This window comes from Myxococcus sp. CA040A, from assembly GCF_013336725.1.
GTDB classification, from domain to species: domain Bacteria; phylum Myxococcota; class Myxococcia; order Myxococcales; family Myxococcaceae; genus Myxococcus; species Myxococcus llanfairpwllgwyngyllgogerychwyrndrobwllllantysiliogogogochensis.
Genome location: NZ_JABUMR010000015.1, coordinates 1 through 13,289, shown reverse-complemented (window position 1 = coordinate 13,289; position 13,289 = coordinate 1). Strand labels below are relative to the sequence as shown.

Here is a 13,289-nt window from a genome sequence, read left to right as displayed (position 1 = left end):
CGGCCCTCCCAAGAACAAGAAGGCGTGCGTCACGGGCGACAGCCAGAGGGAGGTCTTCGGAATGGCCGCCGTGGACTCGGTCTGGGGCCTGGGGGACTCCGCCTGGGCACGAACCGCCGGGGCGAGGAGGAGCAGCGCGACGAAGGCGAGGCGAGTCAGACAGTCGCTCCTGTGGCTGGGTGGCGATTGTCTCCAAGCAACACCCATGCCTCGCGATGCCCCTCGCTTTTCCCCGGAGCCGAGGGAGTGGGCGAGCAGCCATCGCGACAGGATTGTCAGCACTCCCCACACCACGAGTTCCGGGCGGCGATGTCGCGGTGGCGGATGGACGGGCCCAAATGAAAGGGGTTGGACGGCTCGCGCCATCCAACCCCTGTGCTTCATCACCGGTGCGGCTCAGCGGGCGTCTAGAAATCCTTGACGCGATCCGCGAGGTCCGCGTTGTCGACGAACGCGTTGGTGTTGCCCTGGATGTTGGCCACGCGGCGGTTGCGCTCGATCTCCGCGGTGTCCACTCCGTCCAGCTTGTTCCACGCCTTGAGGGCGGCTTCCTCATCGGCGGGAATGGGCTTGTTGTACGTGGACGAGAAGTAGAACATCGCGCGCGCCACGTTGCCCTTGTGGGAGTCGGGCGGCTCGAACACGGTGTTGCCCTTGGCGTCGGTGCCCAGCTTGGCGCCGTTGTGGCTCCACTTCACGTTCACCACTTCGCCGAACGGGAAGCTGCTGCGCCGCGAGTTGGCCTTGCTGTCGGTGGGGAACAGGTGGTGCAGGTCGCTCTTGGCGGCGCCCGTGGCACCCTTGGACTGCGGCCAGGTGTGCTCCACGTTCATCACGGAGCTGTTCGGAATCTTCCCGCCCTTGACCTCCACGCCCGTGTAGACGCACTCCACGTTGCCAGCGGCGTTCACGTCCAGGCTGGAGAAGATGATGTTGCGCGCCTCGTTGTAGCTGACCACCTTCTTGCCGGAGGCCGAGTCCCTCACGGCCTTCAGCAGCGCGTCGTCGCGCAGGCCGTCGAACGGGTCATCCGAGGGCTCCGGGTCCGGCTCGGGCGCCTTCGTCTCGGGGACGATGTTCATCCCCCACTGCTTCAGCGTGCCGATGTCGCCCTTCGCGGTGTCCTTCACCTCGAGCTTCCAGGTGCCCTTCGTGGGCTCTCCCGCGAAGTCCTTCAGGTCGAACGAACCCTTGAGGTCATCCGCGGAGCCGCCCTGGCGGTTGGACACCACCGCGCTCTTGCCCGACGGGGACGTCAGCGTCACCGTCAGGTCACCCCGGTAGGTGTGCGCGATGTCCAGGTCCAGCTTGAGCGACTCCACCTTGGCGTCGTCCGCGACGTCCAGCGTGCTGGTGACGGTGGCGTTGTCCTGGATGGCCGCGTTGGGGCTCGTGCTGGGGGTCAGCGGCGTCGCCGCCGTTCCCGTCGCGGCCTTCGCGCTCGGGGCCGCCGCGTTCGCGACGGTGGGGGCGCCAGGCACGAAGACGGAGCCGAGCTTCGTCAGGAGGGAGGGGGTGAGGCCCGCGAGTCCCTGCCGCGAGGGCTCGAACTCGTTGCGCGCCGGGGCAGGTGCCCGGGGTGAAGACGTTTCACGCGCGGTTTCAGTTTCGGTCGGGCGAGCGGAGAGGGGCGAGCGGCGGGGGCCGACGACACTGGTCATGCGGGCATTATCGGCCCCGTTCCCCCTGAGGTTGTCACTTCCGCGCGGATTTTTTGACGCAGCCGGAACCGCTGGAAATTCCAGGGGTATCACGCCGGTGTTTCATGGCTCCGGCGCGGGCGGGACGTCCTACCGGCGGATCAGCTCGGAGAGGGCCTGACCTTCGGCGCCCACGCCATCCAGCCGCACGAAGTCGACCGAGAAGGGCCAGGACGTCTTCACGAAGATGTGGACCAGTTGGGCCGAGTTGGCGCCGAACTTCGTCCAGGCCTGCACCGAGCACTGACCGCGCACCAGGGTGGTGGTGATGTCGATGGGGCGATCCGGAAATGACCGCAGGCGGATGCGCACCCGCCCACCCTCGGCGGTGGACTCCACCTGCTGCGCGTCCTCGAGTCCATAGGCGGGAAGCTCGATGCTCAGCAGCGCTTCGACCTCCGCTTCGCCCCGCTCCAGCATCCGCCAGTACACGTGCACGGGACGCGCGCCGACAGGGCGGCAGCCCTCATCCAGGGCCACGGCGTAATGGACCTGGTTCCGGTTCTCGCTCCGGGAGAGGAAGAAGGCGGACGGCGCCTGGACGGTGGGCTCGGCGGCGACTCTCGGAGCGAACGCCAGCAGCACCGCGGTGACGGCACTCGTGAACCCGGTCTTCGGAAACATGCGGTCCCCCTGTTTCGGCGCGGTGCCGTGGGTCAGGTCTGGAGGCTCTGGACTGGTTCAACACCCCAGGGCCCTCAAGCTGTCACCCGGCCGAGGCGCTTCGGCGGGCGCTGCCTAGCACGGAAGACGAGGGAGGTCCGCAATTTGGTGTGGCGGAAGATGCAACTCCTGACACCACGGCCCGGGCCCGGTGAGGTTTGACCCCGTCCGGACCCGGGCCGCGTGGCCGGGAGGTGGCGAAACGTTTCAGCTCCCCCGAAGCCGCTTACGGCGTGGTGATGAGGGAGCTGACGGCATCCGCGCTGCTGTAGGGCACCTGCTCGTGGATCGTGAACGGGTGGCGCTCCATGTCGAAGCCAGGGGCGTCGATGGCCCCCACACGCAGGTAGTAGATGCTGTCCGGCTGGAGCACGTCGGGCGGCAGTCGGACCTGCGTGGCCGAGCCGGGCACATAGAGGCTCGCCGTCTGGAAGGCGAAGTTCAGGTCCGGGTCATACCGGTAGAAGGCCACCCGGTAGGCATTGGGCGTGCCGAGCGTGGGCGGTGCCCAGGCGATGACGGGGCTTACGGAGCCCACCTCGCGCGGCACGCTCGCGGGCACGCCGTCGATGGTCAGTGAGCGGGGCGGGGACACCCGGGGCTGCAGCGGCCCCGCGATGAGATTGTCGAGCGTGTCGACCGTGGAGATGGTGCCCGAGATGGCGAGTGATTTGCCCGAGCCGTCCGGCAGCAGGACGGAGTGCCGGAAGCTGTAGCCCGAGGCGCCGACGACACCCCAGTTCTGGGGAAACGGATTGCCGAACTTCAGGCGGGTCGTGTAGTCGAACGAGGAGGCTCGGGGCAGGCGGAGGGTGAGCAGCTCACCCGAGTAGCCGATCCAACCCTCGGACAGCCCATGCGCGGCGGGCAGGACCTGGAGCGTGGGCGTCCAGGGCGCCGCCAGCGGGTGTACCTCCGAGGCGAAGCGCGTGAACGCGGGCAGGCGCCACTCCACGGGGAACTCGCGCATCCTCACGGGCTGGAGCATGCCGGAGACCGGCAGCGGGTTGACCCCGTCCGGCGCGAAGTCGAACGCGCCCACTTCCAGGGAGCGCTCCACGGCGGCGTAGCCCACGGGTGTCCCATCCGACAGCGCTTGCGCGCTGAACTGGCTCAGCTGATTGACATACATCCTGTCTCCGCGCGCGGCCTCGAAGATGGGGATGTTGTAGCCACTGCCGAGCGACAGGCTGGCCTGGTTGGTGAGGATGGACGTCTGACCCCCGGGGACCCTCTCGAAGAGGTCCATCCAGCCGAACAGGTCCACCTGCCCGGAGGTGAGCTGGAGGCTGGAGCCGGGCTGCAGGTTTCCGGACCCGGATGGCGTCCACGGTGCCAGGTTCAAGAGGTTGATCTGCAGGGGCGCCCAGTTGAACTCCGAGTAGATGGCATCCTCCCGGCCCAGCCGGTTCCTGCCGACGTCCACGTGGCGCGCGGACGTGATGACGTGGGTGGTCCCCGTGTGCAGGTAGTACGGCCCCTGGGGCACGCCCCGGAACTCCCAGCCACCGGGCACCGCGGAGCCCAGAATCAGCGAGAAGGTCGCGCCCTGGGGCACGAGGATCTCAGGGGGATTGGCAGACAGGTCCTCGACCTGCTCGGAGATGCCCACCGAGGTGAAGAAGCGCGTGGTGCTCGTCACCAGCACGGTGTCGGCAGACGGTCCGCCATCCGTGGGCGGCGGAGTGCCTGCGTCGGGTTCGCAGCCCGCGCCAGTGGGCTCGCCCATCCAGGTCCCATCCCCCGTGGGGCCCGACCGTGGGTCGATGGTGGAGAGCCCGTCCGCCAGTTCCATCGAGTCCGCGGGTGCATCCCCACAGCCCACCAGCCATGCGGCGCAGGCTGAAACCAGTACGACAGAAAATCGCGGCAATTGCATGAAGACCTCCAAGGAGCGTTAGGAATTCACACCCTAACCGCGGCTCCTGACGGTGTTCATGTCATGGACTGACAGCCCTTCACTGCGCAAGCATTCACGAGGTGTTTGCGCAATTCGAGCCGGACAGGTGTCATGCCTTTTTGGGTCGGCCTCCGAAAGGACAGACTCGGAGGGGTTTTCGGTCAGGCTGCTGCCATTGAGTCAGGCGCCGCGTCACCTTCGCGGACAGGACACGAACCACGGCTGATAGGAGCCGGTGTCGTCCACGGCGCGGAAGTAGATGCGATCACCCACGCGGGCGAAGCCATCGGGGATGGATGAAGCAGGACCCGGATGGATGTCCGCGAGGAGTCGGGTCGTCGCGACAGTGCCCTGGGTGAACCAGGGCTCCAGGCTGGTGTGCGTCGTCGACGCGACGAACAGCGCGGCACCGTCGCCCGTCGGGAACAAGGGCGAGGCGTACTCGTCGCTCAGGCTCAAGTCTTCCGAGAGTGGGAGAGTTCCCGCGGCGGTTCCATTCGAGACCCACAGTGTCGCGGCGCGGGGCGGGGGGCCGGGGCTGGCGATGGCCACGGAGAAGTAGAGCAGGTCCCCGGAGACGGCCATCTGCTGCGGGTAGGGGTAGGCGGCCTCCTGGCCCGCGAACGGATTGGGCAGCGTGGTGACGGAGGCCTTGCCACCGCCCTGGAGGGACAGACTCTCGATGCGCATCAGCATCGTCGTGCTGTCCACCGAGGACAGGTAGACGGTGTCGTGCAGCGCCCCGAGCAGGTTGACGCTCTTTCCGAACGCGTCCAGCCGGAGGGTGCCCGAGGCCGTGCCGTCCGTCTTCCACACCTCCGTGTTCGCGCCGTCCTTGAACAGGAACAGGCCCACGGCCCCCGCCTGTCCCGTGGTCGTGAGATTGACGACCTGGGCATCCAGCTTCTTGACGAATTGGGTTCCGCTCGCGGTCCCGTCGGTGCGCCACAGCGCGGTGCCCTGCTCGGGCGAGGCCAGGAAGAAGAGCAGGTTGTCGCCCACCCGCAGCGACACGTTGCCAAGAGTCGCGCTGGTCCCGAAGTTCGCGAACCGCACCGTGCCCGAGGCCGTCCCATCCGAGCGCCACAGCTCCACTTGAGGATTGCCGGGCGCGAAGGACCACAGCCTCAGGAAGGTGAGTTGACCGTGCTGCGCGGCGACGGCCGCGAGATACGTGCCCTCGGGGCCGGGCGTGAGGTCCTTGACGAGCCGGGTTCCGGTCTCGGTTCCATCGCTGACCCACAGCTCCCGGCCGGTGGAGGGTTCATCGAATTGGAAGAAGACCAGGTCGCCCACGGGGAACAGGTTTCTCAGCGGGGGGACGCCGACAGGGGCGGCGGGAAACGACTTCACCGGGACGGTGCCGGCCTCCGTGCCGTTGCTGCGCCACAGGGTCGCGCTGCCGTCGAACAGGTTGGTGGCGAAGTAGAGCTTTCCCCGCACGTCGACGAACGACTCCGGGAATGGCCCATTGATGGAGCCTCCGGACCCCGGGGGAATGACGATCTTCAGGCGTGATGCGGCGCCCGGGCACGCGTGGCGGGAGTCCTCGCGAGCGCTCTCGCTCGTGCGGGCCACCGAGGCATTCTCCGGGAGCGGCGTCAGGCCCGCTCCCTGGAGTTCGAGTCGGGTGGGCGCACCACATCCCGCGAGGCCCACCGTCAACAGGACAGACCAATGACTGGCTCTCATCTCATGCTCCTCTCCGGCCCAGAACCGACAGAGGGTGGGATGCGTGACGTCGTTCGCCAATCAGGCCTTGAGATGAGGCCTTATTCGAGAGTGGACAGAGAGCCCTTGGGGGCCTCCACCGGCATGGGATGTCCCGGACGGACGAGATACCCGACGACCGTCACGGACCCGCGAGTGCTGTCTCGGTCGATGCGGGCCATGCTCGGTCCCTTCCAAAGGCGCGCCATGGCGCCTGGCCGGCCCATGGCCTCCTGGAAGTCTGTCTCCACCGGGAAGTCGACCTCCAGACGGCAGAGTGTCGCGCGACAATCCAAGTCACGCACGGACGCGGTCGCTGGCAGGTGGGACGACAGGTTTTCACGAATCTCCCGCTGCGCTTCAGAGGCCCAACCGCTGTCGGAGGACTCGTGCTCGAAAGTCCGCTCCACGTGGGCGCGCGCGGCATTGGAGTCGAAGGGAACGGCGGCGGGGGGCGGCGGGGGCAGGGGCTCGTCCAGCTCGTGGTCGGGTGCGACGATGACTGTCGGCGGGGCCTGCCGTACGGGCGCGAGAGTCAACCGGGCCGGGGGCTCGCTTCCACGTGCCGACGAAACCCGTTGCAGCTTCTCCACGGAGATGGCGACGCGGTCCAGTTCATCCCGAAGGAGGGCCAGTGCTTCGCGTTGATTCTGGGCATGCAACCCCTGGATGATCAGGCTCCCGACGAGGAGCGTGCCCACGATGATTCTCTCGACTCTCATTGACGCGCTCCGTTCGGAAATGACGGGAACGGCCACACCTGGGCCGTTCCCGTCAGGCAATCCCTACCAGAGAATGCCGTTGACGCCCGCGCCAGGGCCGACGTCGCAGCAGACGAAGAGCTGCCCGTTGCCCGGCACATAGGCGCCGGTCAGGGTGATGTACCGCGCGCCGGAACCGAAGGACGACACGTAGCGCATCCCGGACGTCCAGACGGCGGAGATCGCGTCATCCACACCCGTCGCGTAGCAGCCCACCGTGGCGGACGTGTTCGGCGCGTACGCCACGACATTCACGGTGTACGAGCCAGCGGGGTCGACCACCGCCGGGATGCACCAGCTCCTCGTGGTGGAGCAGTTGTTGCGAGCGGAGCCGTAGTAGTTGCTGAAGCAACCAGCATCCGCCGGATTGTAGGGACTGCCCAGGAAGCCAGACGCGGCGCGAGCGAGCGCCGCTCCCGGGACTGCCATCGACAACAGGACTGCACCCGCGACAAGGGGACGAATCGAGGACATGGGACCTCCAGGAAAGAGAGACACTTCGATAGGCCTACAGCTCGAGTGCGAATTGCCCGCTCGAATACTCACGACAAGCCAGAGGCGGGGGCGCCATGTGAGGGCATCGCATCTGCTTGTCATCGAACGAGGGCGACGGGATTCCTTCGCCATCCGTGTCCAACACCTCGACACTCCGAGATGGATCCACTCTGATGGCCGCAGAGGTGGAGCACATGAGGAAGCAGGGCTTTGTCATCGGTGCTGCGTCGGCGGCGGTCCTTCTCGCGGCCACGGGATGGGCGGGCGAGAAGCAGTCCACCCAGGAGGACGAAGTCGCCTGCGCGGGTGTGCGCCCACTCACCGAGCAGCTCGTCAACGACGCGGCGCGGCTCGGGCTCAAGGGTGTCGCGACGCGCGAGGACCTGCTCGTCGGAAAGCTGAGCTACCTGCGCGAGCCGCGGGAAGCCGCCGAAGCGGCGAGTGGGATGGTGCTCTTCATCAAGGGCCCGAAGGGCTGGCGCGCGGTTGTTCCCCGCCATGAAGAGGAAGAGGTCGGCTTCTACGTGTCACCTTCGAGTCACAAGGTCATCATCGTCACCCAGCGACAGATGGGAGACCCGGGCCAGTCGTTCACCGTCGTCCGCTCGGACGACGACTTCGCCACCGCGACGTGTGCGACGCTGGGCTTTCCAAGGGAGCTGAACGCGCCCACCTGGAACGGCGAGTATCTCGAAGTCCACGACCTGGACATCCGCGCGCGAGGCCGCGGCGTACTCGTGGGTTCGGCGGGACTGGAGCGGACCGGCGAAAAGCCTCGCACGCTGTGGTTCTCGTATGCCACGCGGGATGATGGCCGCTCATGGGGTCCGCCGCATCGGCTGGCGAAAGAGCAGGAGGCTCCCCAGGGCACGTTCGCTCCGGCCCGTCTCGTGGATGCCCCCGCCCTGGTGGCGGACCTGCGCGCCTTCGTGGCGGGGCCGCGCTGAGCTGCTGGGCAACCTTTGACACTTCCCACACGGCGACACCACGCCGCTGGGCTCCGCCTCTTCGGACAGGAGTGGACGCTCATGGCCGAAGAGCCGCGGCGTCAGACCGCCACCGGGCTGCTAGACTTGTACCTGAAACTTGGAAACAGGAGCCACCATGAAGCTGGTGTCGAGCAGTGCCATCGTGACAGGAGCAGGGCAGGGCATCGGGCTGGGAATCGCCTCGCGGCTCATGCGAGACGGAGCCAACGTGCTCCTCTTCGGGCGGACCCGGGAGAAGGTGGAGGCGGCCGCCGTGGAGCTCAACCGGGTGGCGGAGGGGCGCACGCGGGCCGTGCCCTTCGCGGGAGATGTGGTCCATGTGGAGGACGTGGCGCGGGCCATCGAGGTTGCGACGCGTGAGTTCGGCCTCCCGGGCATCCTGGTGAACAACGCAGGCTCGGCCACCCTCCGCCCAGTCCTGGAGCTGCCGGTGGAGGAGTTCGACCAGGTTCTGGCCATCAACCTCAAGGGCCCTTTCCTGTTCACCCAGGCACTGGCGAAGGCGCTGGTCGCCGCGAAGCAGCCGGGCTCCATCGTCAACATCTCCTCGTTGAACCAGACGGCCGTGACGGACGGGCTCGCCCACTACTGCGCCTCCAAGGCGGGGCTCGCGAACTTCTCGAAGGTCGCGGCCTCGGAGCTGGGGCGGTACAACATCCGCGTGAATGTCGTGGCACCGGGAGCCATCCGCACCCCTCTGGCTGAGGGGGCTGGGCTCCTGACCGGGGCGATGGGGCGGGAGTTTCTTGCCCACACTCCGCTCGGCAAGCCGTGTGGCGAGCCGGAGGACGTGGCGAAGGTGGTGTCGTTCCTCTGCAGCGACCTCGCGTCATGGATTACCGGGGACACCCTCGCGGTTGACGGTGGCAGTCACATTCGCGGCCTGCACAGCTATGCGGACACGCTGGGCCTTACGCGTCTCGCGGAAGGCTCCTCCTGACAAGGGTTGGAGTCCGTCGTCCTGAGAGCGGAAGCGATGCTCGCCTGAGCTGACCCGCGGCGTCCGTGGTTCAAGGACGCCGCGCGCGCCGGGCCGACCGCGCGCACGTTTGGAACTCGCGGCCAACGTCAGGTGCTCATTCCCTCCTGGTCAGAATTGTCAGACGCGCCAGGGCGTTCAAGCACCCCCGGTACCCACCGCCAATGGGCCCCTCGCGGCGTGACGACAATGACGGTGCATATTTTCCTGGACATGGATTGACTCTCAGTCGCGCTCCATGGGTGGAGATTGGGGGTAGGGAAGACCCAGGAGGCGCCACATCGCGAGCGCGAATGAGGCCGTCTATTTTTGGTTTGCACTGCACACTTCTCCACCACTTCGGGCCCGTCGTGCTTTGGCTGTTCCATGGCGTGGACACTTCTGGATAGAACGCGGGCCATGACGGTCGCCCCTTTTCGTCTGGGCATGCTCATCCCAGAGTTCCCCACGCAAACCCACGCCTTCTTCTGGCGGGAGATCACCGCCCTGCGCGCCGCTGGCGTCGAGGTACACATCTTCTCCACGCGACGCCCGGTGGAGGGATGTCCGCATGAATGGGCGGAGCGCGCGGCCTCCGAGACCACGTATCTCTACCCGCCCCGACTCTCGTCGGCGCTGCTTTCGCCTCGGGACTTCCCCGGGATGGCGAAGGCCCTCGCGTATGTCTCCAGGCTCTCGGTGGACGTGAAGCAGAAGGCGAGAGCGCTGGGGATGCTGGCGTGCGCGGTGGACTTCCTCCACTACGCGCGCGAGCGGAAGCTGGACCACCTTCATGGCCATTCCGCCGCGGACGCCGCGCACGTGCTCGCGCTTTGCAGAATCCTCGGTGGTCCGCGCTATAGCTTCCACCTCCACGGCGACCTGCCTGTGTATGGAACGGACCACGCCGCGAAGGCCTGGGACGCCACGTTCGTGGCCGCCGCCGCGCGCCCCATGCAGCGCGAACTCATCGAGGACGTGGGGCTGCCGCCGGAGCGTACCTACACCCTGTGGATGGGGGTGGACACCGACCGCTTCGTTCCTCCGCCGCAGCGCGTGGAGTCCCCCCGCGGCCTTCACCTCGTCTCCGTTGGGCGGCTGCACCTCTGCAAGGGCCACGTCCATACCTTCGCCGCACTCCGCAAGGCGTTGGACCGAGGGCTTCGAGCACACCTCACCGTGGGGGGACGGGGGCCGTACGAGCAGGAGATCCGCCAGTCCATTGCCCGCTTCGGGCTGGAGCCGCACGTGAAGCTGGTGGGGCCGCTCGGAGAAGCCGCGGTGATCGAGTTGCTGCACGGGGCGGATGCTTTCGTGCTCTCCAGTATTGGTCTCGGCGAGGCCTCTCCCGTCGCGGTCATGGAAGCCATGGCGTGTGGCGTCCCCCCGGTCTGCTCCATCATCGGGGGCACGCCAGACATGATTTCCGACGGGGCGGAGGGCCTGCTGGTGGCCCAGGGGGATGAAGAGGGATTGGCGAACGCGTTCCTCCGGCTCGGGCAGGACGTGGCGCTGCGCGAGCGGATGGCGCGGGCCGCACGCGAACGGGCCGTGCGCTCCTTTGACTACCGCGAGACGGGCCGTCGACTGCTGGATGCCATTCATGCCTCGCGCGCGCCTCAACGTCAGGCCGCGTGGCAGGGGGCTGCCCCCCGCGCCGATCAAGCGGCGGCCTGAACGCCGCGACCGCGCGGACTGAAAACATCCGCGACCCGAGGAGCTCCGAAACACACCCTGTCTTCAATTTTACGCGCTCAAGCAATCATTGGTTTCCAAGCAACTCGTTCCCGGGCGGTAGGAAAACCCATTCGTCACACATCATCGAATGGGTCACCCCTCACCCCTGGAGCGACATGAGAAGACAATTCCTGGCACTCACCGTGTTGACGCTGGCGGCTGCGAGCGCCTCCGCGGCGGACCGCATGAATCCGGCGGACCTGCGCCGTGTGACGAAGGCGCGTGATTTCATCGCTCCCGCCGTCGCGAAGGAGTTCGGACCCAAGGCCCGGTTCGTCCACCTCTTCGGGCAGGGCAAGGGAATGCTGGCGGGCGTGGTCGCGGAGATTCCCGCCGAGGCGCTGGGCACGGACGAACTGCCGCTGCTGGCCATCGTCCAGTACGACGAGGCCACGGGCGCGGTGCGCGTGGTGGCCCGTGAGTTCAAGTACCGCGAGGCCCGGACGGTAGGCCCCGAGGTGGCATTGCTGGATGGCGAGGGCAACCTGCGCCTGCGCGATGCCAACGGCGGGGAGCGACTGCTGGCGCAAGGCGTGGGTGGAGATTTGTTCCCCACGGCGAAGGGCGACGCCCTGGTGGCCACGCTGGCGATGTCCCGTGGCCCCAAGCACGAGACCTCCGTGGGCATCATCGACATGAAGGGCCGAGTGAAGGTGCTGGCGGATGGCCCCGGCGTGGATGCGACGCCCAGCATCTCTCCGGATGGCAGGACCGTGGTCTTCGTGTCCGGCCGCACCACCGTGGCGTCGTTCTACGTGACGGACGTGGATGGCTCGGCGCCGAAGCAACTCACCAACATCGGGATGGACAGCACGATGCTGTATGGCGGCCCGCCCAAGGGCTTCGTGCCACCGCCCGTCTCCAGTCATCACATGGAATGGGTGAGCGACGACGTGCTCCGCTACAACGCGGGCGGCGGTGAGTTCTGGAAGCTGAACGTGCGAACGGGCGCGGCCTCCGCGGACCTGGGAGGTGAGAAGTGATGCGCGCGATGCTGAAGCAGCTCACGGTGGCGCTGGCCTTCGCGCTGCTGGCCCTTCCGGCCCTGTCCTCCGCGCAGACGATGTTCCGCTTTCCCGCGTCGCAGCTCGCGGACCAGTGTGGCAACGGCGGGTGCACCGTGAGCGCGTACAAGGATTACGGTGGCCGGGACTACGCCTGTGGTGGTGTGCGCTACAGCGGCCACACGGGCACCGACTACGCGCTGGTCGGCGGGTTCAGCAAGATGGACTACGGCGTCTGGGCGATGAATGCCGCGCGGGGTTACATCGAGTCCAACGTGGATGGGTACTACGACCGGTGCAACTACTGGAACCAGTCCAACCCCTACGCCGCCTGCGGCCTCTACACAGCCAACTACATCATCATGCGGCACCCGGATAACACCCAGACCTGGTACTGGCACTTGAAGGCCTACACGCAGCAGTTCGCCCGGGGCACGTCGCTCGACTGCGCCTACTGGATTGCGCGAGTGGGCTCGTCGGGTGCCTCCACGGGTCCACACCTGCACTTCGAATACTGGGTGCCGGGCTACGGCACGGATGACCCGTATGCGGGCTCGTGCGGCACGCCGTATACGCGGTGGACGTCGCAGGGGGCATACCGGGGCCTGCCCGGCATCGCCTGCCAGTAGCGGTGTGGATGCGGCCCGCCCACGCAACCAGCGGTGGGCGGGCGCGCGGGGGACTACCGCGTGCAGGTATAGCGAACGATGCAGCCGCCCACGTACACCGGGGTGATGATGCCGTCCTCGCAGAAGCCCGGGGCCGGATAGACCGGGTTCGGACAGATGGCGTTGGCGACGACATGGGGAACGCAGTTGAAGCCAATGAGGCACTTGCCCGAGTAGATGGGGTAGAGGTCGCCGTCCTCGCACAGCGGAGGCATCACCTCCGGGCAGATGGGATGGCCCACGGGAACGGCGGTCTGGCTCGTGGTGGCCTCCTCCGAGGCCTCCGGCACAGGGGCTTCCGGACCGCAACCGATCAGCGTCAACAGGCCACACACCACTGCAAGGCGTCCAAGGCTGTTCATCCAGGCTCTCCGCGTCAGACCCGCCAAAGCGGCGGGATTGGAGAGCGTCTACCAGTCTCGCTGGAGCCTCGCAAACGGGGGGCCGGAGACCGGGACGTGAACGATGCCTGCCAGCGGGTGGAGAGTGCGCGTTGATGCAGCGCATCCGCGCGCGGCTGTGTCTAAACCAGAGTTCGTGATTCGCGATCAGGCTGGGGAGCAGGCGGGCGCGGAGAAGGCGGGAAGAGGGAGCAGGGGCACCTCTCGTTCGGCTCTGTGTGCGCAGAAGACCTGAGAGCGAGAAGGCCCTGCCCGAGGGCAAAGGTAGGCAGTGGTTGAAGAGGAAGCAGCGCCAGGCGCTGC

12 protein-coding genes are annotated in these 13,289 nt (G+C 67.3%); 5 read left to right on the top strand and 7 right to left on the bottom strand.

What is annotated here, in order from left to right:
- Nucleotides 1-407: 407 nt before the first annotated feature.
- From HUA75_RS41845 to HUA75_RS41820, 6 genes are all read right to left on the bottom strand, one after another.
- Nucleotides 408-1,661: an endonuclease gene (locus HUA75_RS41845; RefSeq protein ID WP_141649009.1), complete on the bottom strand. Its 1,254-nt coding sequence runs from the start codon at nucleotides 1,659-1,661 to the stop codon at nucleotides 408-410.
- Between the two features lie 129 nt (nucleotides 1,662-1,790).
- Complete coding sequence (locus HUA75_RS41840) at nucleotides 1,791-2,324, bottom strand: DUF4833 domain-containing protein (RefSeq protein WP_174489622.1); 534 nt, start codon at nucleotides 2,322-2,324, stop codon at nucleotides 1,791-1,793.
- 265 nt (nucleotides 2,325-2,589) lie between these two features.
- Nucleotides 2,590-4,242 (bottom strand): hypothetical protein, encoded by a 1,653-nt coding sequence (locus HUA75_RS41835; protein ID WP_174489621.1) that lies wholly within the window; start codon nucleotides 4,240-4,242, stop codon nucleotides 2,590-2,592.
- A 213-nt stretch (nucleotides 4,243-4,455) separates the two neighbouring features.
- Nucleotides 4,456-5,955: a hypothetical protein gene (locus HUA75_RS41830; RefSeq protein WP_174489620.1), complete on the bottom strand. Its 1,500-nt coding sequence runs from the start codon at nucleotides 5,953-5,955 to the stop codon at nucleotides 4,456-4,458.
- A gap of 80 nt (nucleotides 5,956-6,035) precedes the next feature.
- Nucleotides 6,036-6,695: a hypothetical protein gene (locus HUA75_RS41825; RefSeq protein ID WP_174489619.1), complete on the bottom strand. Its 660-nt coding sequence runs from the start codon at nucleotides 6,693-6,695 to the stop codon at nucleotides 6,036-6,038.
- 63 nt (nucleotides 6,696-6,758) lie between these two features.
- Nucleotides 6,759-7,208: a hypothetical protein gene (locus tag HUA75_RS41820; protein ID WP_141647456.1), complete on the bottom strand. Its 450-nt coding sequence runs from the start codon at nucleotides 7,206-7,208 to the stop codon at nucleotides 6,759-6,761.
- A 215-nt stretch (nucleotides 7,209-7,423) separates the two neighbouring features.
- Here HUA75_RS41820 and HUA75_RS41815 point away from each other — a divergent pair, with 215 nt between their 5' ends.
- The 5 genes from HUA75_RS41815 (at nucleotide 7,424) to HUA75_RS41795 (ending at nucleotide 12,546) form a co-directional block, all read left to right on the top strand.
- Complete coding sequence (locus tag HUA75_RS41815) at nucleotides 7,424-8,176, top strand: hypothetical protein (protein WP_174489618.1); 753 nt, start codon at nucleotides 7,424-7,426, stop codon at nucleotides 8,174-8,176.
- A gap of 157 nt (nucleotides 8,177-8,333) precedes the next feature.
- Entirely contained in the window at nucleotides 8,334-9,158 is an 825-nt protein-coding gene (locus HUA75_RS41810; RefSeq protein WP_174489617.1) for an SDR family NAD(P)-dependent oxidoreductase, read from the top strand.
- A gap of 438 nt (nucleotides 9,159-9,596) precedes the next feature.
- Entirely contained in the window at nucleotides 9,597-10,853 is a 1,257-nt protein-coding gene (locus HUA75_RS41805) for a glycosyltransferase family 4 protein (RefSeq protein WP_174489616.1), read from the top strand.
- 176 nt (nucleotides 10,854-11,029) lie between these two features.
- Nucleotides 11,030-11,896 (top strand): PD40 domain-containing protein, encoded by an 867-nt coding sequence (locus HUA75_RS41800; protein ID WP_141647452.1) that lies wholly within the window; start codon nucleotides 11,030-11,032, stop codon nucleotides 11,894-11,896.
- Entirely contained in the window at nucleotides 11,896-12,546 is a 651-nt protein-coding gene (locus HUA75_RS41795; protein WP_246137664.1) for a M23 family metallopeptidase, read from the top strand. The genes HUA75_RS41800 and HUA75_RS41795 overlap by 1 nt, the downstream gene beginning before the upstream one ends.
- A gap of 53 nt (nucleotides 12,547-12,599) precedes the next feature.
- Here the strand turns inward: HUA75_RS41795 and HUA75_RS41790 are convergent, their stop codons facing one another.
- On the bottom strand, nucleotides 12,600-12,947 hold the full coding sequence (locus HUA75_RS41790; protein ID WP_141647451.1) for a hypothetical protein: 348 nt from the start codon (nucleotides 12,945-12,947) through the stop codon (nucleotides 12,600-12,602).
- Between the last annotated feature and the right edge of the window lie 342 nt (nucleotides 12,948-13,289).